Source organism: Kitasatospora sp. NPDC051853, assembly GCF_044452665.1.
GTDB lineage: Bacteria > Actinomycetota > Actinomycetes > Streptomycetales > Streptomycetaceae > Kitasatospora.
This window is the reverse complement of sequence record NZ_JBITBY010000010.1, coordinates 281,688-307,604: the sequence shown is the minus strand read 5'-3', so window position 1 is coordinate 307,604 and position 25,917 is coordinate 281,688. Positions and strand designations below refer to the sequence as shown.

Annotated in this window: 27 protein-coding genes and 4 tRNA genes; 20 read left to right on the top strand and 11 right to left on the bottom strand. The window is 71.1% G+C overall.

What is annotated here, in order from left to right:
• Positions 1-53: 53 nt before the first annotated feature.
• Together ACIA8O_RS28525 and ACIA8O_RS28520 are read left to right on the top strand one after the other, a co-directional pair.
• The gene (locus ACIA8O_RS28525; RefSeq protein ID WP_396296829.1) at positions 54-1,016 is read left to right on the top strand and encodes a formylglycine-generating enzyme family protein; all 963 of its coding nucleotides are present in this window, start codon (positions 54-56) and stop codon (positions 1,014-1,016) included.
• A gap of 55 nt (positions 1,017-1,071) precedes the next feature.
• Positions 1,072-1,656: a GNAT family N-acetyltransferase gene (locus ACIA8O_RS28520; protein WP_396296828.1), complete on the top strand. Its 585-nt coding sequence runs from the start codon at positions 1,072-1,074 to the stop codon at positions 1,654-1,656.
• 63 nt (positions 1,657-1,719) lie between these two features.
• On the opposite strand, the gene ACIA8O_RS28515 is transcribed toward ACIA8O_RS28520, so the two are convergent.
• Positions 1,720-2,334 carry a DUF4232 domain-containing protein gene (locus ACIA8O_RS28515; protein ID WP_396296827.1) on the bottom strand — a complete coding sequence of 205 codons (615 nt, stop codon included), beginning with the start codon at positions 2,332-2,334 and terminating at the stop codon, positions 1,720-1,722.
• Positions 2,335-2,447: 113 nt separating this feature from the next.
• Positions 2,448-3,488 (bottom strand): NADP-dependent oxidoreductase, encoded by a 1,041-nt coding sequence (locus ACIA8O_RS28510; RefSeq protein WP_396296826.1) that lies wholly within the window; start codon positions 3,486-3,488, stop codon positions 2,448-2,450.
• 136 nt (positions 3,489-3,624) lie between these two features.
• Here ACIA8O_RS28510 and ACIA8O_RS28505 point away from each other — a divergent pair, with 136 nt between their 5' ends.
• Positions 3,625-4,542: a LysR family transcriptional regulator gene (locus ACIA8O_RS28505; RefSeq protein ID WP_396296825.1), complete on the top strand. Its 918-nt coding sequence runs from the start codon at positions 3,625-3,627 to the stop codon at positions 4,540-4,542.
• 7 nt (positions 4,543-4,549) lie between these two features.
• Here the strand turns inward: ACIA8O_RS28505 and mug are convergent, their stop codons facing one another.
• Positions 4,550-5,113 carry a G/U mismatch-specific DNA glycosylase gene (gene mug / locus ACIA8O_RS28500; protein WP_396296824.1) on the bottom strand — a complete coding sequence of 188 codons (564 nt, stop codon included), beginning with the start codon at positions 5,111-5,113 and terminating at the stop codon, positions 4,550-4,552.
• 118 nt (positions 5,114-5,231) lie between these two features.
• On the opposite strand from mug, the gene ACIA8O_RS28495 reads away from it, so the two are divergent.
• Together ACIA8O_RS28495 and ACIA8O_RS28490 are read left to right on the top strand one after the other, a co-directional pair.
• Positions 5,232-5,705, top strand: coding sequence for a hypothetical protein (locus tag ACIA8O_RS28495; RefSeq protein ID WP_396296823.1), 474 nt, complete (start codon positions 5,232-5,234; stop codon positions 5,703-5,705).
• A gap of 304 nt (positions 5,706-6,009) precedes the next feature.
• A complete protein-coding gene (locus ACIA8O_RS28490; RefSeq protein ID WP_396296822.1) occupies positions 6,010-6,801 on the top strand; it encodes a hypothetical protein in 792 nt (263 codons plus the stop codon).
• An 85-nt stretch (positions 6,802-6,886) separates the two neighbouring features.
• Here ACIA8O_RS28490 and ACIA8O_RS28485 read toward each other — a convergent pair whose 3' ends face one another.
• Positions 6,887-7,201 (bottom strand): hypothetical protein, encoded by a 315-nt coding sequence (locus ACIA8O_RS28485; RefSeq protein WP_396296821.1) that lies wholly within the window; start codon positions 7,199-7,201, stop codon positions 6,887-6,889.
• A gap of 347 nt (positions 7,202-7,548) precedes the next feature.
• Positions 7,549-8,226, bottom strand: coding sequence for a hypothetical protein (locus ACIA8O_RS28480; protein WP_396296820.1), 678 nt, complete (start codon positions 8,224-8,226; stop codon positions 7,549-7,551).
• A 328-nt stretch (positions 8,227-8,554) separates the two neighbouring features.
• On the opposite strand from ACIA8O_RS28480, the gene ACIA8O_RS28475 reads away from it, so the two are divergent.
• From ACIA8O_RS28475 to ACIA8O_RS28465, 3 genes are read left to right on the top strand one after another with little or no spacing between them, the layout of a single operon-like run.
• The gene (locus ACIA8O_RS28475; RefSeq protein WP_396296819.1) at positions 8,555-9,196 is read left to right on the top strand and encodes a hypothetical protein; all 642 of its coding nucleotides are present in this window, start codon (positions 8,555-8,557) and stop codon (positions 9,194-9,196) included.
• A gap of 49 nt (positions 9,197-9,245) precedes the next feature.
• Entirely contained in the window at positions 9,246-10,664 is a 1,419-nt protein-coding gene (locus tag ACIA8O_RS28470; protein WP_396296818.1) for a transcriptional regulator, read from the top strand.
• A complete protein-coding gene (locus ACIA8O_RS28465) occupies positions 10,664-12,520 on the top strand; it encodes a DEAD/DEAH box helicase (RefSeq protein ID WP_396296817.1) in 1,857 nt (618 codons plus the stop codon). Before ACIA8O_RS28470 ends, ACIA8O_RS28465 begins: the two co-directional genes overlap by 1 nt.
• A gap of 121 nt (positions 12,521-12,641) precedes the next feature.
• Here ACIA8O_RS28465 and ACIA8O_RS28460 read toward each other — a convergent pair whose 3' ends face one another.
• A complete protein-coding gene (locus tag ACIA8O_RS28460; RefSeq protein ID WP_345286313.1) occupies positions 12,642-13,130 on the bottom strand; it encodes a YajQ family cyclic di-GMP-binding protein in 489 nt (162 codons plus the stop codon).
• 217 nt (positions 13,131-13,347) lie between these two features.
• Between ACIA8O_RS28460 and ACIA8O_RS28455 the strand changes: the two genes are divergently transcribed.
• A tRNA-Tyr gene (locus tag ACIA8O_RS28455) sits at positions 13,348-13,428 on the top strand.
• A 62-nt stretch (positions 13,429-13,490) separates the two neighbouring features.
• Here ACIA8O_RS28455 and ACIA8O_RS28450 read toward each other — a convergent pair.
• Entirely contained in the window at positions 13,491-14,540 is a 1,050-nt protein-coding gene (locus tag ACIA8O_RS28450) for an HNH endonuclease (RefSeq protein ID WP_396296816.1), read from the bottom strand.
• Between the two features lie 41 nt (positions 14,541-14,581).
• Between ACIA8O_RS28450 and ACIA8O_RS28445 the strand changes: the two genes are divergently transcribed.
• Complete coding sequence (locus ACIA8O_RS28445; RefSeq protein ID WP_396296815.1) at positions 14,582-15,787, top strand: restriction endonuclease; 1,206 nt, start codon at positions 14,582-14,584, stop codon at positions 15,785-15,787.
• Between the two features lie 68 nt (positions 15,788-15,855).
• Here ACIA8O_RS28445 and ACIA8O_RS28440 read toward each other — a convergent pair whose 3' ends face one another.
• Both ACIA8O_RS28440 and ACIA8O_RS28435 read right to left on the bottom strand, forming a co-directional pair.
• Positions 15,856-16,458 (bottom strand): superoxide dismutase, encoded by a 603-nt coding sequence (locus ACIA8O_RS28440; RefSeq protein WP_396296814.1) that lies wholly within the window; start codon positions 16,456-16,458, stop codon positions 15,856-15,858.
• 431 nt (positions 16,459-16,889) lie between these two features.
• Positions 16,890-18,164, bottom strand: a complete 1,275-nt coding sequence (locus ACIA8O_RS28435) for a hydrolase (RefSeq protein WP_396296813.1) — start codon at positions 18,162-18,164, stop codon at positions 16,890-16,892.
• A 287-nt stretch (positions 18,165-18,451) separates the two neighbouring features.
• On the opposite strand from ACIA8O_RS28435, the gene ACIA8O_RS28430 reads away from it, so the two are divergent.
• From ACIA8O_RS28430 to ACIA8O_RS28405, 6 genes are all read left to right on the top strand, one after another.
• A tRNA-Thr gene (locus ACIA8O_RS28430) sits at positions 18,452-18,524 on the top strand.
• 46 nt (positions 18,525-18,570) lie between these two features.
• Positions 18,571-18,643: transfer RNA gene (locus tag ACIA8O_RS28425), tRNA-Met, on the top strand.
• Between the two features lie 82 nt (positions 18,644-18,725).
• Positions 18,726-18,890, top strand: coding sequence for a 50S ribosomal protein L33 (gene rpmG, locus ACIA8O_RS28420; protein WP_014144273.1), 165 nt, complete (start codon positions 18,726-18,728; stop codon positions 18,888-18,890).
• Positions 18,891-19,029: 139 nt separating this feature from the next.
• Positions 19,030-19,500 carry a MaoC family dehydratase N-terminal domain-containing protein gene (locus tag ACIA8O_RS28415; RefSeq protein WP_396296812.1) on the top strand — a complete coding sequence of 157 codons (471 nt, stop codon included), beginning with the start codon at positions 19,030-19,032 and terminating at the stop codon, positions 19,498-19,500.
• 5 nt (positions 19,501-19,505) lie between these two features.
• Positions 19,506-19,928, top strand: a complete 423-nt coding sequence (locus ACIA8O_RS28410) for a MaoC family dehydratase (protein ID WP_396296811.1) — start codon at positions 19,506-19,508, stop codon at positions 19,926-19,928.
• A 31-nt stretch (positions 19,929-19,959) separates the two neighbouring features.
• Positions 19,960-21,000, top strand: coding sequence for a UDP-N-acetylmuramate dehydrogenase (locus tag ACIA8O_RS28405; RefSeq protein ID WP_396296810.1), 1,041 nt, complete (start codon positions 19,960-19,962; stop codon positions 20,998-21,000).
• Here the strand turns inward: ACIA8O_RS28405 and ACIA8O_RS28400 are convergent.
• Positions 20,990-22,012 (bottom strand): adenosine deaminase, encoded by a 1,023-nt coding sequence (locus ACIA8O_RS28400; protein WP_396296809.1) that lies wholly within the window; start codon positions 22,010-22,012, stop codon positions 20,990-20,992. The genes ACIA8O_RS28405 and ACIA8O_RS28400 overlap by 11 nt on opposite strands.
• 96 nt (positions 22,013-22,108) lie before the next feature.
• A complete protein-coding gene (locus ACIA8O_RS28395) occupies positions 22,109-23,344 on the bottom strand; it encodes a pyridoxal phosphate-dependent aminotransferase (protein ID WP_396296808.1) in 1,236 nt (411 codons plus the stop codon).
• Positions 23,345-23,585: 241 nt separating this feature from the next.
• Here ACIA8O_RS28395 and ACIA8O_RS28390 point away from each other — a divergent pair.
• From ACIA8O_RS28390 to rplK, 4 genes are all read left to right on the top strand, one after another.
• Positions 23,586-23,658 (top strand) — tRNA-Trp (locus ACIA8O_RS28390).
• Between the two features lie 142 nt (positions 23,659-23,800).
• On the top strand, positions 23,801-24,148 hold the full coding sequence (gene secE, locus ACIA8O_RS28385) for a preprotein translocase subunit SecE (protein WP_396296807.1): 348 nt from the start codon (positions 23,801-23,803) through the stop codon (positions 24,146-24,148).
• Positions 24,149-24,345: 197 nt separating this feature from the next.
• Entirely contained in the window at positions 24,346-25,290 is a 945-nt protein-coding gene (gene nusG, locus ACIA8O_RS28380; RefSeq protein WP_396296806.1) for a transcription termination/antitermination protein NusG, read from the top strand.
• A gap of 166 nt (positions 25,291-25,456) precedes the next feature.
• Positions 25,457-25,891, top strand: coding sequence for a 50S ribosomal protein L11 (rplK, locus tag ACIA8O_RS28375; protein WP_345286294.1), 435 nt, complete (start codon positions 25,457-25,459; stop codon positions 25,889-25,891).
• Positions 25,892-25,917: the final 26 nt, after the last annotated feature.

The following is a 25,917-nucleotide window of genomic DNA, read 5'->3' as shown; positions in this document are numbered from 1 at the left end:
CCGCGCGGGGGCGGGGGCCGTCCGTCCGTTCGTCCGAAGGGAACCTCCACGCGATGACCACCACCGAGCTCACCGTCGTGTCCGTCGGCGAACCCTCCGGCGGGCACAAGTCCTGCTGCACGCCCGGCCGTTCGGCGTCCGCCGCCCCGCAGGCCCAGGTCGCACCCGCCGCCCGGTCCGCCCGCGGTCTGCTCCGGCTCCCGGGCGGGCGCTTCCTGATGGGCACGGACGACGGCGTCGGCTACCCGGCCGACGGCGAGGGGCCGGTCCGCGAGGTCGAGGTCGCGCCGTTCCGGATCGCGCCGACGGCCGTCACCAACGCGCAGTACGCCGCCTTCGTGAAGGCCACCGGGTACGTCACCGAGGCCGAGGCCTTCGGCGCCAGCTTCGTCTTCGAGGGCTTCCTGACCGGGGACTTGGCCGCCGCCTCGCCCGCGGTGGCCGCCGTCCCGTGGTGGCGCTCGGTGGCCGGCGCCTCCTGGCGCAGCCCCGAGGGCCCCGGCTCCTCGGTCGGCGAACGCCAGAACCACCCCGTGGTGCACGTCTCCTGGAACGACGCCCGGGCCTACTGCGCCTGGGCGGGCGCCCGGCTGCCCACCGAGGCCGAGTGGGAGTACGCCGCGCGCGGCGGCCTGGAGCAGCGCCGCTACCCCTGGGGCGACGAACTCGCCCCGGGTGGAAGGGAGTCGTGCAACATCTGGCAGGGCGTCTTCCCGACCGTCAACACCGGCCACCGCGGCACCGTCCCGGTGAAGTCCTACCGGCCGAACGGCCACGGCCTGTACAACGTGGCCGGCAACGTCTGGGAGTGGTGCGCCGACTGGTTCAGCCCCGACTTCCACCGCACCGGCCCCCGGCAGGACCCGGCGGGCCCGCCGAGAGGAACCGCCCGGGTGATGCGGGGCGGCTCCCACATGTGCCACGACTCCTACTGCAACCGCTACCGGGTGGCCGCCCGCAGCTCCAACACCCCCGACAGCTCGGCCGGGAACATCGGTTTCCGGGTGGCGGGCTGACCCGTCGCCGGATTCTCCGTGGCGTTGCCGTTCGTGCCCGTGTACACAGGTGCCCATGAGCACCGTGGACCCGAGCGCCCTCGCCCCGACCTTCCGCCCCGCCGAGCTGGCCGGTGACGGCTTCCGGGCCGTGCCCTGGAGCCTGGTCGGTGACGTCGAGCGCCGGTGCCGGGAGATCGCCGCGATCGCGGCCGACCCGGACGTCGCCCTCTGGAACCCGCTGGCCGGCCAGACTCCCGCCCACGCCGAGCGCTGGATAGCCGGCCGGACGGCGGCCTGGGAGTCCGGCGCCGCCGGCTCCTTCGCCCTGCTCGACCCCGACCGGGACCACCTCCTCGGCAACGTCACCGTCCGTTGGGTGGACCCCTTCGACGGCCTCGCCATGATCGGCTACTGGCTGGACCCCGCCGCCCGCGGCCGCGGCCTGGCCACCCGTGCCGTCCAGGCCGTCACCCGCTGGTCCTTCGAGTCGGTCGGCGCCCGCCGCATCGAACTCGCCCACGCCACCGGCAACTCCGCCTCCTGCGGCGTCGCCCTCCGGGCCGGCTACCCCCTCGAAGGCACCCTCCGCGACAGCCACCGCTTCGGCGACGACCAGTACCACGACGAGCACCTGCACGCCCGCCTCGCCACCGACTGACGGGCCGCCGGCCCGGCCCGGCCCGGTCCGTACGGTCACCGGCCCCGGGGAAGGCCCGCACGGTCACCCGCCCTGGCCGGCGCTCCCGACCGGGCCGATCCGGACCGGCGACCCGCCGCCCTCCGTGACGGGCAGTGAACCGGCGCCCGGCCAGGCCAGGGTGACCGACTGGGTCTCGTCCGGCGGGGTCACCACCAGACCGGTGATCCGGACCCCGGAGCCGCCCGAGCCGTTGGCGGGGTAGCCGATCCCGAAGTAGGTCGACTTCCCGCTCGCCACCACGCCCGCGACCACCGGCTCGCCGGAGCGCTTCGCGGACACCGTGCCCGCGGAGGTCCTCAGGTCGACGCCCGCGTAGCCGGACAGCGTGCAGTCCTTGCCGCTGTGGTTCCTCAGCTCGACCACGACGGTGTTCTCGCCGTCGCCGGTGATGGTGCGGTCCGCGGCGGTCACGGTCAGGTCGGCGGTCCGGCACCTGGCGGTCCTCCCGGCCGTGGCCGGGGTGCTCGGGGCGGCGGTCGGCGTCTGTGCCTGCGACTGCGTCTGCACCGGCGTCCGGGCCGGTGTCGGAGCGCTCTCCGCTCCGCCCGCCCCGCCCGCCCCGCCGTCCTGGCAGGCGGTGAGCAGGAGGGCGGCGGCGACGGTCAGGACGGCGAGGGCGGGCTTGCGGACGCGCATGGTGTTCTCCTCCGGCGGGGCTGCGGTGCTCGGTGGTCTCCGCAGTGCATGACCGCCCGCCCCGGCGGACCGTTCCGCCCGTTCCCCTCCCAGGACAGTCCTGTGACACACCGTCAGGACGGCTCCCCCTCCACCCGCACGATCGCCTTCCCCAGGTTCGCCCCGTCCAGCATCCCGAGGAACGCCTCCACCGACCGGTCGAACCCCTCCGTCACGGTCTCCTCCGCCACCAGCGCCCCCGAACGCAGGTGCGGCGCGGCCCACTCCTCCAACTCGGCCTGCGCGTCCCGGTGGTTGCGCACCAGGAACCCCTCCACCCGCAGGCTCTTGCCCACCACGTCGTACAGGTTGTACGGCGCGGCCGGCGGGTTCGCCGGGTCGTCGTACTGCGCGACCGCGCCGCACCAGGCGACCCGTCCGCCCTCCCGCAGCACCTCGATCGCCCCGGCCAGGTGGTCCCCGCCGACGTTGTCGAAGTACACGTCGATCCCGTCCGGCGCGGCCGCCCGCAGCTGCTCGCCGACCGGCCCGTCGTGGTGGTCGAAGGCCGCGTCGAAGCCCAGCCGCCCGGTCAGCTCCCAGACCTTCCCGGCCGATCCGGCGCTGCCGATCAGCCGCCCCGCCCCCATCAGCCGGGCGAACCGCCCCACCGCCGTCCCCACCCCGCCGGCCGCCGCACTGACGTAGAGGTCCTCGCCGGGCTGCAGCCGCGCCACCCGGGTCAGCCCCACGTACGCGGTCAGCCCCGTCCCGCCCAGCACGCTCAGGTACGCGCTCAGCGGCACCCCGTCCGCCGGCCGGAGCACCCGCACCCCGCCCGGGTCGGGCCGCCCGCCCGGTTCGGGGAGCTCCTCGGCGGCCAGCACCGCGTGGGTGCGCCAGCCCTGACGGTGCGCCACCAGGTCACCCTCGGCCAGGTGCGGCGACCGCGAGGCCACCACCCGCCCCACCGACCGCCCCTCCATCGGGGCGTGCAGCTCGCCGGTGTCCATCACCTCGCGCATGTACGGGTCGACCGAGAAGTACAGGTTCTCCACCAGCGCCCCGCCCGCCGGGACCTCGGGCAGCGCCCGCTCCACGAAGGCGAAGTCGGCGGGGGAGGGGCGCCCCTGCGGGCGGGCGGTCTGGTGGACGTAGCGGGCGGTGCGGGCCATGGTGTTCTCCTCCGTGATCGGTACGCACCGAACGCTAGGCACCGGAGCCGGGCCGGAGCAGGGGCGCGCGTCGATGGTTCCCGCCCTTCCATGAACCCCCTTCATGGAAGGCACCCCCACCGGCTAGGTTTCACCCGTGACCACGTCCCCCACCGACCTCACCCCCGCCGACCTGCGGATCCTGGCCGCGGTGGACCGCGAGGGAAGCTTCACCGCCGCCGGAGCGGCGCTCGGCCTCTCCCAGTCCGCCGTCTCGCACGCCGTGCGCGGGTGCGAGCGCAAACTGGGCGCGGTCCTGTTCGAACGGGGGCGCCACGGAGCGCGCACCACCCCGGCGGGCGCGAAGGCCGCCGCCCACGCCCGGCAGATCCTCCACCTCCTCGCCGTCCTGGCCGCCGAGACCAGGGCGGCCGCCACCCCGGAGCCCGCCGAGCCCGCCGGCCCGGTCCGGATCGCCGCCTTCCGCAGCGCCGCCGCCCACCTGCTCCCGGCCGTGCTGGCCCGGCTGACGGCCCGTCACCCGGGCCTGCGCCCGGAGGTCAGGATCGTCCGCGACATCGGCCGGGGCACCGCCGGCGAGGTGGCCGACGGTCACGCCGACCTCGCCGTCGCCACCCTCGACGCGGCCACCGGCAGCACCCCCTCGCCCGCGCTGCCCGGCCTGGTGGCCGGCCGCCTGTTCAGCGAGCCGTACGCCCTGGTGCACCCCGCCGGGCACCCGCGTCCGCGCACCCTCCCGCTGGTCGACTGGGACGAGAACTGCGGCTCCTACACCCGCGAGTGGTGGCGCCGGCAGAGCTGGATCCCGGCTGCCACCGTCACCGTCGAGGACGACACCGTCACCCTCTCCATGGTCGCCCAGGGCCTCGGCATGTCGATCATGCCCGCCCTCACCCTGCTCTCCGCCCCGCCCGGCGTCACCGTCGCCCCGCTCGACCCGGACCCGCCGACCCGGCACGTCGGCTACGTCACCACACCCGCCCTGGCCCGCACCGCCGCCGTCCGCGCGGTGATCCGCGAACTGCGCACCGCCCAGGCGCCCGCACTCGACTGACGGACCGTCAGTCGCCCTGCGGCGGCAGCGACTCCCGGAGCGTGCGGAACTCCACCGCGATCCCGTCCAGGGTGTAGTGCGCGTTCAGCCCGCTCGGATTCGGCAGCACCCACACCTCGGTGGCGCCGATCCCCTCCGGCTGCCGCCCCACCGCCGCCTTCCGCCGCCCGAAGGCCGTCCGGTACGCCCCGATCCCCAACACCGCCAGCGCGTAAGGCCGCAGGCGCTCCACCCGCTCCACCAGGGCCGCCCCGCCGAGCCGGTACTCCTCGGCGGTCAGCTCGTCCGCCTTGGCGGTGGTGCGGGCCACCACGTTGGTGATCCCCAGCCCGTACGGGATCAGCTCCAGCTGTTCCCGGGGCCGGAGTTGGCGCGGCGTGAAGCCGGAGCGGTGCAGCGCGGGCCAGAACCGGTTGCCCGGCCGGGCGAAGTGCAGCCCGGTGGCGCCCGACCACAGCCCGGGGTTGATGCCGCAGAACAGCACCCGCAGCCCGGGTCCCACCACGTCCGGGATCGTCCGGTCCCGTGCCGCCGCCAACTCCTCGGCCGTGGGCCGACCCTGGGTGACCATCCACCCAGTCTGCCTCGTGGGGGCGCGCGGTGTCATATTCACAACGACCATGCCACGAAGGGACAGTGAGTTCGATATTCCGCTGCCACGCCGTCCTGGGAGGGCGCAGAATGGCTGGATGTCCTACGAACTCAAGGCACTCATCGGCTCCTGGGACCTGCTCAAGGTGGTGGCCGCGGAGGTGCCGGTCGCCCGCGTGACCAGACTGGAACAGGGATTGGCGCTCATCCCGATGACGGACCTTCTGTTCGACACCGTCGCCGAGCACGGCGGCGTCCTGCAACCCGGCTTCACCGCCTTCCCCGGCGGCTTCGGCCGCCGCCTGGTCGCCTGGTCCCAGGCCTCGCCGATCGGCTACGTCGAGGCCCACTACGTCGGCGGCGACGGCACCCAGCGCGCCGCCGTCTGGGTGGACGGCCGCCTCGTCCTGGGCCCGCTCGCCTGCACCTCCGACCAGCCCTTCCCGGAGGACGGCAGCCCCATCTCCCAGGCCCTGCGCCGGATCGGCGCCCAACGCACCCCGGCCGCCGACGAGTTCGACGAGGTCGGCCTCGGCCGCCACAGCCGCCTGGTCGACTGGCCCGCCGACTGACCCTCCCGCCGCCGCCCCCTCCGCCCCTGCTCCGTCCGGCCCAGTCCGGCCCGATCCGCACGTCCGCCTTCCGGCCCAACGTCTCCCCGGCGCCCCGGCCGTACGGCCTACCGCGCCACCCGCCCGTCTGGCGCACCGTCACCCACCCGCCCGGAGCACGGTCTTGCTCCGCCGGACGCCCCGTCAGCCGCCCCGTTGCCGGGCGGCGAACCGTTCGGCCTACGCGCGGTGGCCCGTCACTCCGGGGTGGACCAACGTGTGGTGCAGGCGACAACGCCTGGATCACACGAAAGGAAACGCAAGAATGCGTGCCACCTGGACGGCCGCCGTGCTGACCGCCACCCTGGGCCTCGCCCCGGTCATCACCACGTCCGTCACCGTCGCGAACGCTGCCGACTCCGCCTCCGCGACCAGCCTCCGTCTCCTCGCCTCCCACCCCGAGCGCGTCCTCCCGGACCTCGCCCGCCCCGGCCTCTCCCTCCCCGACCTGGCCGGCATCATCCCGCCCGCCCCGGACCTCCCGGTCAAACCCCCGGTCCCCGACCTCCCGGTCAAACCGCCGGTGCCGGACCTCCCCGTGAAGCCCCCCGTGGACGTCCCGGCCCTCCCCGAGGTCCCCGACCCGGGCAAGAACCTCGCCATCCTCGGCTCCCTCGGCGACGTCCTCGGCCAGATCACCAAGCTGGTCGGCTCGGCCACCGCCGGCGCCCCCGACCCGGCCGCCCTGCAGAAGCAGCTCGACGACCTCCAGGCCGCCATCAAGGCCCTGCTCGGCCAACTCCCCGCACCCCCGGCCCCGTCCACCCCGACCCTCCCGGTCGACCGGACCCGCGCCGCCCCCTCCGACCTCGCCCCGTCCCTCCCGCCGGCCCCGGGCCTCCCCGAGACCCCCGCGGTCCCGGCCGTCCCCGCCGCCCCGCTCCCGCTCAACCCGGCCGACGCCCTCGCCAAGGTCCAGAAGGACCTCACCGACCTGGTCGCCAAGGCCACCGCCACCAAGCCCGACCCGGCCGCCGTCAAGGCCGCCATCCCGGGCCTCTCCACCGACACCGTCGCCGCCACGGCCGCCACCGCCACCACCCTGGCCACCGGCTGACACCCCGTCACCACCACCCGCGCCCCGGGCCCGTGCACGGGCCCGGGGCGCGGGTGGTGTCGGCATTTCCGGGGAGCAGCAGCCGCTATCCGCCGGCCAGGCGGAGGAGGGTGGCGATCAGCTCCAGGACGAGCTTGACGGCCGACCAGAAGTCCCTGCTGGTGATGAGGGACCTCGTACTGACCGCCAACGCCTTGGCGAAGAGCGCAGCCCGCCTGCGAACATCCGGAATGGCCACCGAAGGAGGCGCCGGGTTCTTGCCCGGGGTCTGACGGCGCTGTGAAGCGCCACCAGGGGGAACGTGGGCGTGGCCGCGCCCCTGCGCGACCTTGCGCTGGGGCTTGTCGGCCTTCCGCCCCTTCGACCTGTGCTTGCGCCGACGGTGGTGCTTATGCTGCATGAGGACTCCTAGTCGTGTAGTGCAGCAGCTGGAGGGTTGGTTGTTGCCCAGGGGTCCCTGGAGGAGCCCGCCGGCACCGGTTTGGCGACATGAGGCCGGCTGGGCTTCTCCGGGAGCAGGGCGTACCGCAGTGAGGTTCTGTGCCCTGCGGTCGTGTGAAAGCTGCAGTCCGCGCATGCAGCGTTGATGTTTTACGTGGCCCTCAAGGGCCTTCGGGATCGCCGAAGGGCATTTCGGGAAAGCGGAATAGACCGTGCCGGATGAGTTCCGTTCGGTGCTAAGCTCTGCCGGGATGCGGCAGGGCAATTCCTGATACTAGCGCACGAATTCGACCATACTGGCCGCGGTCACCGCGGGCCCTCGCGCTTCAATGCGCAGATCATCATATCGACCATATCACCCGGCCTCCCTGCGGCCACCGACAGCAAAACCCGGGCGGCATGGCCATGACCGGCAGAGAGCATCTTTCCGGCAATGGCCATGATCTCCGCCGTGGGCATGCGCGAAGCCCGCGTCGTCATCTCGTGCAGCCAGTCGGCGGTAGATGCGGATTCGCTGCGGGAGCCGCCGCTCGCAGTGGGCTGAAAATTTGCGCCGACCGTACCGCTGCCGTTGCGCCGGTCCCCTGTACGGACGGGCTGACCGGCATCAGTGTTGCGCCGGTCCCCCTTGCTCTGTGGTCGTGCCCCGCTGCACAGGAGGGGACTGCAGTGGGCCTCCAGGCGCAGCTGCACGAGCTCCCGCAAGGGAATCAAGGGCGTGCGGTACTGGCTGGCGGTCCCATGCAGCCGGGTCAGATTCCTCTCGCTGGGGATCCGCTGGCCGCTGCGCCAGTGGGAGACGGCCGCCTCGGAGACGGCGATGCGCCTGGCCACTGATGACATGGGAGTGCGACCAAATGCCGCAAACGTCTCATTCAGTGCGGTGCTGAATCTTTCGCGATGCAGGCAGGTCTCCTCCGGGTGCTCCCGAGTGGCATCCGGAAGGCCTTCTGTCGAGATGTCGACTTTTCCTTCAAAGGGCATGCAGGCCAGTCCCTCCGTGCATCTGAGTGCGGACCGCACGACTCTAGTGGGCTCGCGGGCGGCACGGAAAGGTGTGCCGTCCGCGAGATCTTTACTTCGCCGTGAAGCCAGGATATTTCGGTCATTTGGGGCAGATTGGCCACTTTGTCATTAGCATGACATCTGCAGTGATCGCGCCATGGGGTAAGGCTGTGATATATAGGAGGCTTGTCGGCATTGCAGTGGAGCAGCCGGCGCCAAATGCGGGCTTATGCTGCCTGCGTGCAGAGCAGAACGGGTGATGCGCATGTCTGACCTTCCGGCCTGGGATGACCCTGCCCTGGGGACCATGAAGCGTGCCGCCCTCTGGCTCGTCGAAGTCGTGGGGGTGGGAGGAGTGTTCACCAAGGAGGACCTCCGTCAGGCCTTCCCCGGCGTCTCACAGATCGACCGGCGGATGCGGGACCTGCGCGACTTCGGGTGGGTGATCCACACCAATAGGGAGGCCGATGATCTTGACCCGTTCGAGCAACGGTTCGTTGAGCGCGGCGATCCGGTGTGGGAGCCCGGCAGGGGGACCCGCGCAAAGGGCACGATCGCGATCGGTGCCGGCAAGCGTCGTGAGACGATCTCGGGAGACGGCAACATGTGCCGCTCCTGCGGGATCACGCCGGGAGCCGAGTACGACGACACCCGTGACACCGCCCAGCTGGACATCGCCCGACGTCGGGTTCGCCGGCCGGACGGCACGGAGGAGATCGAGCTGGTGACAGAGTGCCAGCGCTGCCGGCTGGGCGGTCGGCAGCTGGTGGTGGATGTGGGTGATGTCGTCCGGTTCGTTGAGCGCCTCTCGGAGCAGGACCGTTTGGTGCTGGCCGGCTGGATCGCCGCGGATGAGCGTGACTTCCGCCCCGCCGAGCGTGCCTGGAGCCGCTACCGGGCCCTCCCGGCCGACTCCCGGGCCGAGGTCCGGTCCGCCCTCGGGCTCTGAACAGCGCTGCAGCACACCGATTTTGCGCACCTCGTGAGGGGGAGAAGGAATGACCAAGGATTACGGCCGGCCGCTCAGGGCGGAGGACAGCCGGACGATGGTGGAGGTACGGCTCAAGGAGCTCTCTGAAGCCGGTGGCACCCGCGAGACGGTGACCGTTGAGTGGAGGGGGAAGCCCTCTTCCTTCGACGTCATCGAGATGCCGGTGGGCGACCTCTACTACAACCCCGCCACCCATCGGATCAAGGCACAGCGGAGCCTCGACGCTGACCGGGATGCACTCCTCGAGGCAGATCCGTGGAGCGTCGAGAGTCAGCAGTACCTGGACTTCCTCCTCAAGGCGCTGCCGGCGGACCCGTCCCATACCGATCCCGAGTTCGCCAAGCTCGCCGACAGCCTCGCGGAGTACGGGCAGAATGACGCCGGCCTCATCACCCGAGACGGTGTGCTGGTCAACGGCAACACCCGAAGAGCGGCGCTCCTCGAACGGCACGGGCCTGCTGCGGTCATGCGTGTCGGGGTCCTGCCCGCATCGTGCGGTTGGAACGATGTCGCCGCCGTCGAGCTGGCTCTCCAGCTGCGCAAGGACCACCGGCGTGAGTACTCCTACATCAACCGGCTCCTTGCGATCGACGAGCTGGTCTCCCAAGGGATCACGCTGCCTGAGATCGCAAAGACCTTCCGCACCACACAGGAGGCCTGCCGTCGCGACCTCTGGATCTACAACCTGATCCAGAACCTGGTCCGGAGGAGCGAGGCGAACGGCCGGGCGCTACCGCTCATGGCTTTCGAGGATCACAGCGAGAAGCTCCGGGAGCTCCACCGGAAGGTTGCGAAGGAGGCAGCGAAGGGGCCGGAGAAGGCCGACCTGATGTTGGAGGTCCGTCTCGCAGCCACCATGCTCGGTTTCGCCAAGACTGACCTGCGGCTCATCGAAGGCGACTTCCATGACCGGTACCTGGCCGACGCACTGCCAAGTGAGCTCAAGCCGACCCCGGTGCCAGCCGGGACGGTGAGCATTCCGGGCCTTGGCCGCTCAGTGAAGGGCCCTTCGGCCGGGATCTCCGCAGCACGGCAGATGACCGATGCCATTCTGCAGGCCAGGGCCGTCGCCTCGGCACACCTTCCCGCGGAGAGCGAGGAGGTGGCGAAGTCGGCGACCACGCTCAATGCCTACCGCGAGGCCTTTGACTCTTCCCTGCAGTTCGCCGGCAAGGACGCCAGGGTCCGCAAGCGCAAGCAGGCTGCGCCGACTCGCCTCGTCGACGCCAGCCAGGCGATCGACCAGTGCGTGACCGACCTCGTGATGTCCCGGGCATCACGTAGCCTCGACGAGGACGCGTTCGATGATGCGGCCACCAAGCTCAGGCGAAGCCTCGGCAAGCTGGCGCTGGAGATCAAGCGCACCGTCTCCGAGCCCGGTGACGACACGTCGTGGTTGATCGGGCTGCTCGACAAGGAGATCTAGTGCCGGACCTCCATCCGCCCAGCCTCACCCTCGGCTTCGACGTCAGCCGGACGAAGGCGCTGCTGCGTACGACGACGGAGCACGCAGCTGAGCTCGCGCGGCTGCTCACCAGGTTCTCGGCCGGCCGGATGACGGACCAGCACGCGGCCGTCGTCCCTGTCGACGACTTCGTGGCTGGCCTCGAGGCCCTGGGCAGCTGGAGCGACCCGGCTGGAGTGACCTGGGAGCCTGCCTTCCAGAACCTGGTCGTCGAGATGCTCGACACGTCCGAGGTGGCCGAGCAATTCCTGGCGGGCGGCATCGAGTTGGACGAGGTCGCCCCGGAGGACCTCGGCCAGCTGCTGGGCAAGGCTTGGCAAGGAGATCTGACAGCCTTTCAGCGTCGCGATGCTGCTCGGCTGCTGACGCTCCGGCACGGAGCGAACTTCAGCGTTCCGGGTGCGGGCAAGACCCGCGTCGCTCTCGCCGTCTTCGCGGCCCTGCGTGAGCGTGGTGATGTCGAGAGGATGCTGGTCGTCTGCCCGAAGTCGGCCTACGAGGCGTGGCAGGACGAGAGCAGTACGTGCTTCCGCGACCCACTGGACGTCCGGATCATGGGTGCCGGGGTGCCTGAACCGGCCGATGTCCTCGTGGTCAACTACGAGCGCCTGGGGCGGGCGCAGTACGCCTTGGCGGAGTGGATCGGCCGGGCTCCGGTGCTGCTGGTCCTGGACGAGGCCCACCGGATGAAGCTCGGCGGCGCGGGCGTCTACGGGGCGGCATGCCTGGCCCTCGGGCCGCTGAGCCACCGCCGCCTGATACTGACCGGAACGCCCGCCCCCAACGGCGCCAAGGACCTGGAGAGTCTCCTCTCCTTCGTCTGGCCGGGCCACGGGCGGCGGGTGGTGGCCCAAGCCGTCGGTGGAGGTGACCTTGCTGAGGCGAGCCGCGTTCTGAGGCCGCTCTACACCCGCACGACCAAGCGGGAGCTGGGGCTTCCACCCATGCAGGTCCGGCTGAAACTGCTTCCCATGCCCGAGCTCCACCGCGAGATCTACGACGCCATGGAGGGTCGGTTCACGGCTCGCGCGCTCGCCGAACGGGCGAGCTTCCACTCCCTGGCCAGGTCAGTGCTCCGGCTGCTGATGGCGGCGACGAGCCCTGCCCTCCTCGTGGAGGGCTCCAGCAGGTTCGAGCCGCTCGCCCTCCGGGTCCCGCCGCTTTCGGTGCCCGAAGGCGACCCGCTGTACGCCTTGCTGCAGAAGCTTCCCAGGTACGAGACGCCCCCGAAGTACGAGGAAGCGCGCTCCATCGTGAGGGCAAATGCGGAGAGGGGGCGCAAGACACTGGTCTGGGCAAGCTTCGTGCGGAGCATCACGACGTTGGAGGAGCTCTTCGCGGAGCACAGCCCTGCGGTCGTCCACGGCGGGACCCCTGACCGCGAGGAGCAGCTGCGCCGGTTCCGGGAGGACCGTGAGTGTGCGGTCCTGATCTCCAACCCAGCCACCCTGGGTGAGGGCATCAGCCTCCACCAGGTGTGCCACGACGCGGTCTACATCGACCGGGACTTCCAGGCCGGCCGATTCCTCCAGAGCATCGACCGCATCCACCGTCTGGGGCTGCCGCCGGACACCTTGACCCGGGTGACTGTCCTGGCATCGGAAGGTACGGCCGACGTGAAGGTGGCCGCCCGGCTCGCCGAGAAGATCGACTTCATGGGGCGGATCCTCGACGATCCGTCAGTCCGGATGCTCGGTGACCTGGATGAGGAGCCCGCGTTCGCGGCCGGCCTGGATGAAGGTGACCTTCGCGCGCTGTTGAGCCCCGCCACGACTGGCTGGCGGGCAGAAGACCGGGCGGACGGGCGCTGGCACTGACGCCGGAGGGGGGCCGGCCGTCGGTGCGGGCCGGCCACCGCAGCATGGTCCTGCGGTGGCCGGCCCACCTCGTACGGTGCCCGCTCAGCCGCTCCACGGCCGGCTGAGGAGACCGTTCCGGCTAGCGGTAGTTCACGAACTGGATCGCGAAGTCCAGGTCCTTGCCCTTGAGCAGGGCCTGCACCGCCTGGAGGTCGTCCCGGCTCTTCGAGCTGACGCGGAGCTCGTCGCCCTGCACCTGCGCCTTGATCCCCTTCGGGCCCTCGTCGCGGATGATCTTGGCAACCTTCTTCGCGTCGTCCTGGGAGATGCCCTCCTTGACGTCCGCGAAGATCTTGTACTCCTTGCCGGACAGCTGCGGCTCACCCGCGTCCAGCGCCTTCAGCGACAGGCCGCGCTTGATGAACTTGTCCTTCAGCACGTCCAGGATCGCCTTGGCGCGCTCCTCGCCGTTGGCCTTCATCTCGATCTTCTCGCCCGAGCGCTTGATCTCCCCGCCGACGTTCTTGAAGTCGAACCGGGTGGCGATCTCGCGGGAGGTCTGGTTGATCGCGTTGTCGACCTCCTGCCACTCGACCTTCGAGACGATGTCGAAACTGGAGTCGGCCATGGTGTGTTGGTCTCCTTGATGCTCTGACTGCACGGTCACCCCCGCCCCCGAGGGCAGGCGCCGCCCCAGCCTATCCACCCCCGCCCCACCCCACCCCCGACAGCCACGCCCCGCCGCCTTGATCATCACGTGACCAACCAAGTGGCGAAGCACCCCCATCCATCAGGTATCGTTTACGAGGTCGAACGGGGCAGCGCCCCGCAAGACGAAACATCCTGGCTGGTTGCCCGAGCGGCCAAAGGGAGCAGACTGTAAATCTGTCGCGCAAGCTACGCAGGTTCGAACCCTGCACCAGCCACAGGATAAAGAGGGACCCGGAGAGCGGAAACGCTCTCCGGGTCCCTCTGTGTTGCCTGCGCCTTACGGCAGGGCGTTGGCGGTCCGGGTGTCAGCCATCAGGGCCCGGAGCTCCCGTGGGGTTGGCCAGGGGGCCTGGCGGTGGATCATGCGGTGGCAGTTCGCGCAGATGAGGGCAAGGTCCGTGAGCTTGGTGCGGACGGCTCCGGACTGGTGGAGCGGCACTACGTGGTGGCATTCGATGTAGCCGGCTCCGCGTGCGCCGTAGGCGAGCTCGAAGTCAAAGCCGCACGCCTCGCAAGCGAGCCGCAGGCCTCGGTGCAGCACCGAATCGATCTTCTTCTTGCGTAGTGAGCGGCTTCTCTCCCGGTGCAGGTGCTTCTTGAGGAGGATGCGGCCTTCAGGAGCTTCGATGTCATCGAGGTCCTCGTCCACCTCGGTCTCGGCTGTTGGCCGGTCAGTGAGCTCGCCGGACAGGATGCCCGCCCGGATCAGGGCTGCGGCAGCAGCCATCTCCAGGGGGCTGTCGAGGAAGTCCTGGAGAACCAGGGCGTCCAGCGAACCACCGTTGGTCGGTCGGCCCTCGTAGTCGGGGTGACGGGTGGCGATGTCGAAGGTCTTGCGGGCGACGCTGTTGGCATTCCGGAAGGTGGCACCGCGAGCTGAAGCCGGGTGCACCGGGAGCAGCTGGAGCAGGTCGGAGAGCTCCACGACCCGCGGGTCGGTGGGCCGCCGCCCCTGCCAGCCGTTGTCGGCGATCAAGGCGCACGCGAGGATGATCTCGTCCCGGGTCCAGTCGGGACTCCGGGTGGACCTGATGGTGAATCCGAGGCGTTCGAGCCAGGGGACGGCCGCCGTGGTGCCGCCGGAGAAGTCCGTCGGCTTCAGCGCGGTGCCGTGCTGGTACCGGTGCGCGGCACCAGCAATGGCCTTGGAGTCGTACTGCCTCCCTTCGTGGACGAGTACGTAGTCGCGGGCCTTGCCGAAACCGTAGGCGGAGAGGAAGGCGTCCCTTCCCAGACGGTCGTACTCGTCGATGGCGCTGAGCACCGATTCGCGCGTGAGCTCTCCCTTGGACATGCTGCCGAGGATAGGACGGGAGAGTGTCGTCATCAGGTGTTGGAGCGTCAGTTCGTGGTGTTACAAAGGTCCGCATGACTGGGGACCACCGGCCGGACGTGGCCTTCGCTGATCTCGGCTCCGCCGATCTCGTCGTCGATGCGGTCTACGCCGGCGGGACGACGGGCAACCTGAGGGACGAGCCGATCAACAAGATCGTCCCCGGCGTCGGGAACCAGGGTGGCTTCCGCCCGGCTGGTCATCCCAAGAACGGTGCGGTGCGCCTCTCGGTGCTGTTCACCACAGGAGGGGAGGTCGACTGGCCGGACCAGTTGGACGCGGAAACGGGTACCTTCACCTACTTCGGCGACAACAGGACCCCCGGCAGGGACCTTCACGCGCCGTCCCGGGGTGGCAATCTGCTGCTCCGTGACGCCTTTGCCGCTGCCCGGGGAACCCCGGAGGAGAGGGCAGCGAAGGTGCCTCCGTTCCTGCTGTTCGAACGGGCTCGCGAGCGTGGTCGCGCAGTCCGGTTCAGAGGGCTGCTCGTGCCGGGTGGACCGACGCTCTCCGCGGATGACGAGCTTTCAGCTGTCTGGCGGACCACTGCGGGCGAGCGATTCCAGAACTACCGAGCCCGCTTCACCGTTCTCGATGAGAGCCGCGTCACGCGGGCCTGGATCCGGCACGTCCTCAGCGGCGGCGACAGGATGCAGGGCGCACCCCGAGCCTGGGCAGACTGGGTCACCGATCGGACGTACCGGCCGCTGGTGGCGCCGCGCACCACGGATCTCCGATCGAAGGAGAGCCAGCTGCCGTCGGACAAGGTGGGGGCAGCTGTGCTCAGCACGATCCGGGAGCACTTCAGGGGCAGGGAGAGCTACTTCGAGTCCTGCGCAGTGGAGATCTGGCGGCTGATGGCACCGGCGACGGGGGACTGCGATGTGACCCGCCCCAGCAGGGACGGTGGGCGGGATGCCGTCGGGAAGTACCGGATCGGGCCGCCGACGGCCCAGATAACCGTCGACTTCGCGCTGGAGGCCAAGTGCTACAGCCCGGGCAACTCTGTCGGAGTACGCGAGATGTCCCGGCTGGTTTCGCGTCTCAGACACCGGAACTTCGGTGTGCTGGTGACCACGTCGCACTTCCACAAGCAGGTCCAGGAGGAGGTCCGCGACGACGGCCATCCGATCGTGATGGTCTGCGGCCGGGACATCGTCGAGGCGCTCCGCGGCCACGGGATCAGTACGGCGGATCAGGCCAAGGGGTGGCTTGAGCAGGCCTGCCCGCTGCCGGTCTGATCGCCGTTTGGACATCCAGAAGCCCCGCCCCGGACCCGGGGCGGGGCTTCGTGCGTGCCGCAGGAACGTCAGGCGTTCTTGGCGGTGGTGAAGCGGTTGGTGACGTCGGTCCAGTTGACGACGTCCCAGAGGCGGGTGACGTAGTCGGGGCGGACGTTGCGGTACTGGAGGTAGTAGGCGTGTTCCCAGGCGTCGAAGGCGAGCAGGGGGGTGGTGCCCTGGCCGACGTTGCCGTGGTGGTCGTAGACCTGCTCGATGATCAGGCGCTGGCCGAGGGGTTCCCAGGAGAGGATGCCCCAGCCGGAGCCCTGGACGCCGACGGTGGCGGCGGTGAGCTGCTTCTTGAAGGCGGTGAAGGAGCCGAAGTGCTCGCCGATGGCGTCGGCGAGGTCGCCCTCGGGTTCGCCGCCGCCCTCGGGGGAGAGGTTCTCCCAGAAGAGGGAGTGCAGGACGTGGCCGGAGAGGTGGAAGCCGAGGGTCTTCTGCAGGCCGACCAGGCCGCCGTAGTTCTCCTTCTCGCGGGCTTCGGCGAGCTGTTCGAGGGTGGTGTTGGCGCCGGCCACGTAGGCGGCGTGGTGCTTGGAGTGGTGGAGCTCGAGGATCTCGGCGGACATCGCCTTCTCGAGGGCCGAGTAGTCGTACGGAAGATCGGGGAGCGTGTACTGACCCATGGGTAAAAGGGCTCCTAGTTCGCTGTGCTGACGGTGTGTCGGCGTACCACGGCCACCTTATTGCGTATGACTTGCAATTACATCTGAGAGCCAGGAGAGTGTCATGCGGGAGTGGCCGGCCCGCCAGCCGTCTGCTGCAGAACGTCCCGGCCGCCGCGCCGGGGAGTCCTCCCGCCAGTGCTGATCGTCTTCCCAACCGGCGCCCGCCGGGACGTCGGACCGGCCACCCCCACCAGCCCGTCGCCACGGTTCCGGAGCCCCGTCCGCTTGCGCCCGCGGACGTGTTCGACCCGCCCCGGGCGCTGGAGCGGCCGGTCATCGGCAGGGCGATGCGCAGCGAGGAGCCGGGCGAGGCGCTGCCGCCCGAGCGACCGGCACCGCCTTCCTCCACCTCACCCCGTGGGTCACAGAGGGGAGGAGGGGAGAGCGCACTACCCCGGCGTGTTCTGCCGGGGCAGCGCCAGCGCCACCGTGTCGGCGAACTCCCGCACTGCACTGGTCCGCGACACCACCCGCCCGCTGTGGATCACCAGCCGGCTGTGCCCGCCCGCCAGCACCCCGGCCACCGAGTCGCCCCGGACCGCCAGCAGCTCCGCCGGGAAGCCCGCGTCCACCCGGACCGGCGGGAGCCCGAGCGCGATCCGGGCCTGGTTGGAGACCGCCTCGTACGCGGCCTCCGGGCCGAGCCCGCCACCGCCGGCGAGCAGGTAGGCGGCCTCCAGCGGGTCGGCCCGGCCGACCGGGTTGCCGGTGTCCCGCAGGGCTCCGCCGCCGGCCGAGAGGCTCACCCCGGCCTCGGTCAACTCCCGTACCAGGGAGGTCCGGAGGGCCATCGGCGGGCCCTCCAGCCCGACGCAGTGGCCGTTCTGCGGCAGGCAGGCCACCCGCAGCCCGGCCCCGGCCAGCGCGGCGGCCCCGCCGGGCACCATCGCGGACAGCGGGCCGATCGTCACCCGCGGCCGCAGCGGAGCCAACGCGGCTGCCAGTCGGGCGAGTTGGCCCGGGTCGGCGCCGGCCGTGTGCAGGTCCACCGGGCAGTCCGCCTCCCGGGCGGCCTCCAGCAGCACCTGCACGTACCCGGCCGGGTCCGGGTCGAGGTCGGGGCAGCCGCCGGCCGCGGTGGCGCCGAGCTTGAGCGCCTCCCGCAGCTGGGCCCGGCCGTCGGCCCCGGCCCGGCCGGTGAGCAGCCGGGGCACGGCCACCGCCTGGAGTTCGGCCAGCCCGCGCAGCGCCTGGCGGGCCGTCAGCACGGCCTCCAGGCGGCGCAGCCCGTGCACGTCGGCGATCCGGACGTGGGTGCGCTGCGCGGTGGCCCCGTAGCCGAGGGCGGTGAGGGCGGCCTCGGTGACCCGGCGGACCAGCTCGGCCGGGGTCTCCGGGGGAGGGGTCTGCAGGGCGGCGGAGAAGGCCGCGTCGTAGTGGGCGTGCGGTTCGGCGGGCGCGGGCAGCAGCAGGTAGCCGCTGAGGTCGATCCTGGCGCCGGTGGTGGTGGTCGGGGCCCCGGGCAGGGCGGGCAGCGGGCCCAGGGAGCCGCAGGTGCCGACGGCCTGGATCCGGTCGCCGCTGATCCGCACGTCCACCAGCCGGCCGTCGGTCAGCCGGGCGTTGGTGAGCAGGAGGACGGGGCCGTGGCCCAGGGGGTTGCCGCTGCGTGCGGGTTCCTCGCCCTGGTGCGGCCCGTCGGCGGGTGCGCTGTCCGCGGTCATCGGCCGGCTCCTCGTTGTCCGGCGGCCCGCCGGGCGGTCCGGGAGCCGCAAGATCACTGGGGGTCGAGCCTATGGGGCCCGGGTGCGAGGCGCTCGGAGGCTGGCATAAGTCGTATCGGGTCGGGCCGTGACCCCCGCCCGGGGCCGCGGGGTCCGCCGTGGGTTCCACGGCGCGATCGAACGCCGGTCCTGCGGGGGAGTGCCCGTACGAGCTGTCCACCTGCGATCTTCCGGTCGGGGAACGGATTTCACCTCTGGCCGGGAAACGTGTAATCTCTTCCTCGTTCGCCCCTATAGCTCAGTCGGTAGAGCGTCTCCATGGTAAGGAGAAGGTCTGCGGTTCGATTCCGCATGGGGGCTCTGGTGAGAAGGCCGAGGATCTCCGGATCCGACGCACGATCACCTTAGCGGTGTAGCTCAGTTGGTAGAGCAAGCGGCTCATAATCGCTGTGTCACCGGTTCAAGTCCGGTCACCGCTACCCGCGTAGTCGATCGGGGGGACAATCTCCCGATCGGCTACTCTTGTCGTGTCATCAATCGTTGTCCAAGGAAGGCACTCCCGTGGCTGCCACCGACGTCCGCCCGAAGATCACGCTGGCCTGCGTGGAGTGCAAGGAGCGGAACTACATCACCAAGAAGAACCGGCGTAACGACCCGGACCGTCTTGAGCTGAAGAAGCACTGCCCCCGCTGCAACTCGCACACCGCGCACCGCGAGACCCGCTGACCCCGTAGGGCGTCACCGGGCCTGGTGTGATCAGGCTCTTGGCTCCAGGCCGTGTCTCCCGCAAGGGGGCACGGCCTGGAGCTTTTTCTGCATCTCCCGTACCACCGCACAGCGTGACCCACCGTCAGAGGAGTGGCCCATGGCTCTCGACCCCTCGTTCATCGGGCGGACCTACCCGCCCACCGCGCCCTACGAGGTCGGCCGCGAGAAGATCCGCGAGTTCGCGGTCGCGGTCGGGGACGCCAATCCGGCGTACACCGACGTGGAGGCGGCGAAGGCGCTCGGCTACTCCGACGTGATCGCACCGCCGACCTTCCCGTTCGCGATCGCCTTCCAGGCGGCCGCCCAGGTGGTGAACGACCCCGAGCTCGGGCTGGACTACAGCCGGGTGGTGCACGGGGACCAGAAGTTCCTCTACACCCGGCCGGTGCAGGCGGGGGACCGACTGTCCGTCACCATCGTGATCGACGCCATCAAGTCGCTGGCCGGCAACGACGTGCTGACCGTCAGCGGCGCCGTGCACGACGAGAGCGGCGCGCACGTGGTCACCGCCGTCATGACGCTGGTGGCCCGCGCCGCCGACACCGCCGACACCGCGCAGGGGGAGTGAACGAGATGAGCATCACGTACGCCTCGGTCGAGGTCGGCACCGAACTGCCCGCCCAGTCCTTCCCGGTGACCCGCGCCACGCTGGTCCAGTACGCCGGCGCCTCGGGCGACTTCAACCCGATCCACTGGAACGAGAAGTTCGCGCTGGAGGTCGGCCTGCCCGACGTCATCGCGCACGGCATGTTCACCATGGCCGAGGCGATCCGGGTGGTCACCGACTGGGTCGGCGACCCGGGCGCGGTGGTCGAGTACGGCGTCCGCTTCACCAAGCCGGTCCCGGTGCCCAACGACGGCGTCGGCACCACCATCGAGGTCTCCGGCAAGGTGGCCGCCCTGCTGGACGACAACAAGGTCCGGGTCGACCTGCTCGCCAAGAACGGCGACAACAAGGTGCTCGGCATGTCCCGCGCGGTCGTCCGGCTGAAGTGACCCGAAGTCGGCCGCGGCTAGGCTGGGGGGCGTGCTCGTTGAACTGGACGCCCCCCTCGCCCCGCTGACCACGCTGCGCCTCGGCGGCCCGGCCCGTCGGCTGGTCACCGCGACCACCGACGCCGAGGTGGTCGAGACCGTGCGCAAGGCCGACGAGACCGGGGAGCCGCTGCTGGTGATCGGCGGCGGCTCCAACCTGGTGATCGGCGACGCGGGCTTCGAGGGCACCGTGCTGCGGATCGCCACCACCGGCTTCGAGCTGGACGGCACCGTGCTGGAGCTGGCCGCCGGCGAGGTCTGGGCCGAGGCGGTGGCCCGCACCGTGGACGCCGGCCTGGCCGGCATCGAGTTCCTGGCCGGCATCCCCGGCTCGGCCGGGGCCACCCCGGTGCAGAACGTCGGCGCCTACGGCCAGGAGGTGGCCACCGGCATCACCGAGGTGGTGGCGTACGACCGCCGGGCCGGCGAGACCGTCACCCTGGCCAACGCCGACTGCGCGTTCTCCTACCGGCACAGCCGCTTCAAGGCCGACCCGGACCGCTACGTGGTGCTGCGGGTCCGCTTCCGGCTGGAGGACGCCGGCGGCCTCTCCACCCCCGTCCGGTACGCCGAGGTGGCCAAGGCGCTCGGCGTCGGCCAGGACGAGCGGATCGGCCTGCGGAAGGCCTACGAGACCGTGCTCGGCCTGCGGGCCGGCAAGGGCATGGTGCTCGACCCGGCGGACCACGACACCTGGTCGGCCGGCTCCTTCTTCACCAACCCGGTCCTGACGGCCGGTCAGTACGCCGACTTCCGGGGCCGGCTGGGGGAGCGCACCGCCCCGGCCTACCCCGCGCCGGACGGCTGCACCAAGACCTCCGCCGCCTGGCTGATCGACCAGGCCGGCTTCGGCAAGGGCTACGGCTCCGGCCCGGCCACCCTCTCCACCAAGCACACCCTGGCCCTCACCAACCGGGGCGCCGCCTCCACCGAGGACCTGCTCGCGCTGGCCCGGGAGATCCGGGACGGCGTCCGGGCCGCCTTCGGGGTGGAGCTGGTGAACGAGCCGGTGATGGTGGGCGTCAGCCTGTAGCCAGCCAGGAGTCGACGTCCGCGAGCAGCACCTTGCGGACGTCCTCCGGCGCCCGGGAGCCGCGGATGGACTGCCGCGCCAGCTCCGCGAGTTCGGCATCGGTGAAGCCGTGCACGTCCCGGGCCAGCTCGTACTGGGCGGCCAGCCGGGAGCCGAACAGCAGCGGGTCGTCCGCGCCCAGCGCGAGCGGCACCCCGGCCTCGAAGAGGGTGCGCAGCGGCACCTGCCCGGGCTCCTCGTAGACCCCGAGCGAGACGTTGGAGGACGGGCAGACCTCACAGGTCACCTGACGGTCCGCCAGCCGCTGCACCAGCCGCGGGTCCTCGGCCGCCCGCACCCCGTGCCCGATCCGGCCGGCCCCCAGGTCGTCCAGGCAGTCCCGGACCGACTCCGGGCCGGAGAGCTCGCCGCCGTGCGGGGCGGCCAGCAGCCCGCCGTTGCGGGCGATGGCGAAGGCACGGTCGAAGTCCCGGGCCAGGCCGCGCCGTTCGTCGTTGGAGAGCCCGAAGCCGACCACCCCCTGGTCGGCGTACCGGACCGCGAGCCGGGCCAGCGTCCGGGCGTCCATCGGGGACTTCATCCGGTTCGCCGCGACCAGCACCCGGATGCCGACGCCGGTGGCGGCCGAGGCCTCCCCGGTGGCGTCCAGGATCAGCTCCAGGGCCGGGATCAGCCCGCCGAGGCGGGGCGCGTACGAGGTCGGGTCGACCTGGATCTCCAGCCAGCGGGAGCCGTCCCGGGCCTCGTCCTCGGCCGTCTCCCGGACCAGCCGCCGGATGTCCGCCTCGTCCCGCAGCACCGAGCGCGCGGTGTCGTACAGCCGCTGGAAGCGGAACCAGCCGCGCTCGTCGGTGGCCCGCAGCTTGGGCGGCTCGCCCGAGCTGAGCGCCTCCGGCAGCCGGACGCGGTGCTTCTCGGCCAGCTCCAGCAGGGTGGCGGGCCGCATCGAACCGGTGAAGTGCAGGTGCAGGTGGGCCTTCGGCAGGGCCCGTACGTCACGAGGCTGATCCATTCACCGATCCTGCCGCATACCGCCCCCGAACGGGAACCGCCCCCGTCACGTCCTCCGAAGGAGTGAAGGGGGCGGCACCACGGTGGTGACGGGGCGTCAGTCGCGCGCCTCGCCCAGCAGCTTCTGCATCCGGCTGATGCCCTCGACCAGGTCGGCGTCGCCGAGCGCGTACGACAGGCGCAGGTAGCCCGGGGTGCCGAAGGCCTCGCCCGGGACGACCGCGACCTCGGCCTCGTCCAGGATCAGGGTGGCCAGCTCGGCGGAGGTGGCCGGACGCTTGCCCCGGATCTCCTTGCCCAGCAGGTCCTTGACCGAGGGGTAGGCGTAGAACGCGCCCTCGGGCTCGGGGCAGAGGACGCCCTCGATCTCGTTGAGCATCCGGACGATGGTCCTGCGGCGGCGGTCGAACGCCTCCTTCATCTCGTCCACGGCCGCCAGGTCGCCCGAGACGGCGGCCAGCGCGGCGCGCTGCGCCACGTTGGAGACGTTGGAGGTGGCGTGCGACTGCAGGTTGGCGGCCGCGTTCACGACGTCCTTGGGGCCGATCAGCCAGCCCACCCGCCAGCCGGTCATCGCGTAGGTCTTCGCCACGCCGTTGACCACGATGCACTTGTCGGCCAGCTCGGGCAGCAGGGCCGGCAGCGAGGTGAAGGTCGCGTCGCCGTAGACCAGGTGCTCGTAGATCTCGTCGGTGAGCACCCAGAGGCCGTGCTCCAGCGCCCAGCGGCCGATCGCCTCGGCCTCGGCCTCGGTGTAGACCGCGCCGGTCGGGTTGGACGGGGAGACGAACAGGACCACCTTGGTCTGCTCGGTCCGGGCCGCCTCCAGCTGCTCCACCGAGACCTTGTAGCCGGTGGTCTCGTCGGCGATCACGTCGACCGGCACGCCGCCGGCCAGCTTCACGGCCTCCGGGTAGGTGGTCCAGTACGGGGCCGGGATGATCACCTCGTCGCCCGGGTCGAGGATCGCGGCGAAGGCCTCGTAGATCGCCTGCTTGCCACCGTTGGTGACCAGCACCTGGGAGGCGTCCACCTCGTAGCCGGAGTCGCGCAGCGTCTTGGCGGCGATCGCGGCCTTGAGCTCCGGCAGACCGCCGGCCGGGGTGTAGCGGTGGTTCTTCGGGTCCTGGCAGGCCTCGACGGCCGCCGCGACGATGTAGTCCGGGGTCGGGAAGTCCGGCTCGCCGGCGCCGAAGCCGATCACGGGACGGCCGGCCGCCTTCAGGGCCTTGGCCTTGGCGTCCACCGCGAGGGTGGCGGACTCGGCGATGGCGCCGATCCGGGCGGAGACACGGCGGTCCGACGGGCGGGTGCTGGGGGTGGGAGCGCTCATGCCCGCCATCGTCGCAGAGAGGGCGCTCCGGGGGCACGAGGGTCCAGGATGCGTACCGATCGGTCCGCATTGCGTACGGCTTGCGCCCCGACCTGGTGAATGGGGTTCGACCTGGCGGCCCGGAACACGTACACTCACTGCTCGATGGCTCCCGAAGTGCAGCTCCACACCGAGGCGTAGTGAACGCAGCGGCCAGGATGCGGTAGGTTGTGAGACATCTCCGGAGCCCACAAGGCTCCGTAGGGCAATAGCTCAATTGGTAGAGCACCGGTCTCCAAAACCGGCGGTTGGGGGTTCAAGTCCCTCTTGCCCTGCTGCTTGAACCGTACCCAGCCCGTTCGCTCCACTGGAGCGAGCGGGCTTGATGCGGAGAGGGCACCTTTCAGCACTGCATTCGCCGGATCGCCCGCACCCGCGACGCGACGCTCGGCAGGACCCGGATTCAGGTGAGGACGAGTGACGGAGACCACGGGCTCCACCGCAACGCCTGAGAGCGGCAACCCCGAGGGTGCCGCGGAGGCCACGCCTGCCGACGAGGCGCAGTCGCGCCGCGACCGCAAGCGCGCCAAGAAGGCCGAGGGTGGCGACAAGAAGGCCGGCAAGCGCGCCAAGAAGGGCGTCTTCGCCCGCGCCGCGCTGTTCTACCGGCAGATCATCGCCGAGCTCCGCAAGGTGGTCTGGCCGTCCCGCAGCCAGCTGACCCAGTACACCATCGTCGTGGTGGTCTTCGTGGTCGTGGTGATGGGCCTCGTCTCCGGCCTCGACTACGGCTTCTCCAAGCTCAGCCTGTGGGTGTTCGGCTGATCCGCCGCCACCTCCCGCTCCACTCCCCGACCCGGGCCGTCCTGACGGTCCGGGTCGAGCTGTCGGCGCACTCCGGGCGTTCCCGCTACCGTTGACTCGGTACTGTTGGAGGTCCGAGTCGTTCCCGCAGCGCGCCCGTCGTGGCGCCGGAAGGCCCGGAGCCGTTCCATCTCACTTCCAGGAAAGAAGCAGCCACCGTGTCTGACTCCCCCCTGTACGACGCCGACGAGACCGTCCGCGAGGCGGATGACCTCGCCGCCGAGGCCGCCGACGTCGAGGCTGCCGACGTCGAGGACGCCGAGCAGATCGTGGACGCGGTCGACTCGGACGAGGACGAGGTCGAGGCTGCGGACGAGGCCGAGGCGGGCGAGCCCGCCGAGGAGGCCGCCGTGCACGAGGTGGACGAGGACGAGCTCGACGAGGACGACGCCTTCGCGGCCGCCCTCCAGGCCGTCGGCTCGGACGCCGAGGACGAGGACGAGGACGACGAGGCCGCCGACGAGGCCGAGGCCGCCGTCGAGGAGCCCGAGGTCGAGGTCGACCCGGTCGCCGCCTTCCGCGAGGAGCTCCGCACCGCGCCGGGCGAGTGGTACGTCATCCACACCTACGCCGGCTACGAGAACCGCGTGAAGCAGAACCTCGAGCAGCGCGCCGTCTCGCTCAACGTCGAGGACTACATCTTCGACTCGCAGGTGCCGCAGGAGGAGGTCGTCCAGATCAAGAACGGCGACCGCAAGACCATCCGCCAGAACAAGCTCCCCGGCTACGTCCTGGTCCGCATGGACCTCACCCCGGAGTCCTGGGGCGTCGTGCGCAACACCCCCGGTGTCACCGGCTTCGTCGGCAACGCCTACGACCCGTACCCGCTGACCCTGGACGAGGTCGTCAAGATGCTCGCCCCCGACGTGGAGCGCCAGGCCGCCAAGGAGGCCGGCAAGGCCTCGCCGGTCCGCCCGGTCGAGGTCCAGGTGCTCGACTTCGAGGTCGGCGACTCGGTCACCGTCACCGACGGTCCGTTCGCCACCCTGCAGGCGACCATCAACGAGATCAACCCGGACTCGAAGAAGGTCAAGGGCCTGGTCGAGATCTTCGGTCGCGAGACCCCGGTCGAGCTGTCCTTCGACCAGATCCAGAAGAACTAGTACAGAGCTTCGGATTCGGGGCGGGGCCACCAGGCCCCGCCCCGAACTCGTTTTGGTCCAGGCCGCAACTGCGGTTAGCCTGGTCCGATGTGTGTCCACCCGGCCGGGTGTCGCCCCTGCCCCCGGACGCACCAGAGCAAACCACTCTCGGAAGGACCCGGAGAGCATGCCTCCCAAGAAGAAGAAGGTCACGGGGCTCATCAAGCTCCAGATCAACGCCGGCGCGGCCAACCCGGCCCCGCCGGTCGGCCCCGCGCTGGGCCAGCACGGCGTGAACATCATGGAGTTCTGCAAGGCCTACAACGCTGCGACCGAGTCGCAGCGCGGCATGATCGTGCCGGTGGAGATCACGGTCTACGAGGACCGCACCTTCACCTTCATCACGAAGACGCCGCCGGCCGCGCGCCTCATCCTGAAGGCCGCGGGCGTGGACAAGGGCTCGGCCGAGCCGCACAAGACCAAGGTCGCCAAGCTGACCGCGGCTCAGGTGCGCGAGATCGCCACGGTCAAGCTCCCCGACCTGAACGCCAACGACCTGGACGCCGCGTCGAAGATCATCGCCGGCACCGCCCGGTCGATGGGCATCACCGTCGAGGGCTGATCACCCCTCTCGTCCACCCGTGGCAG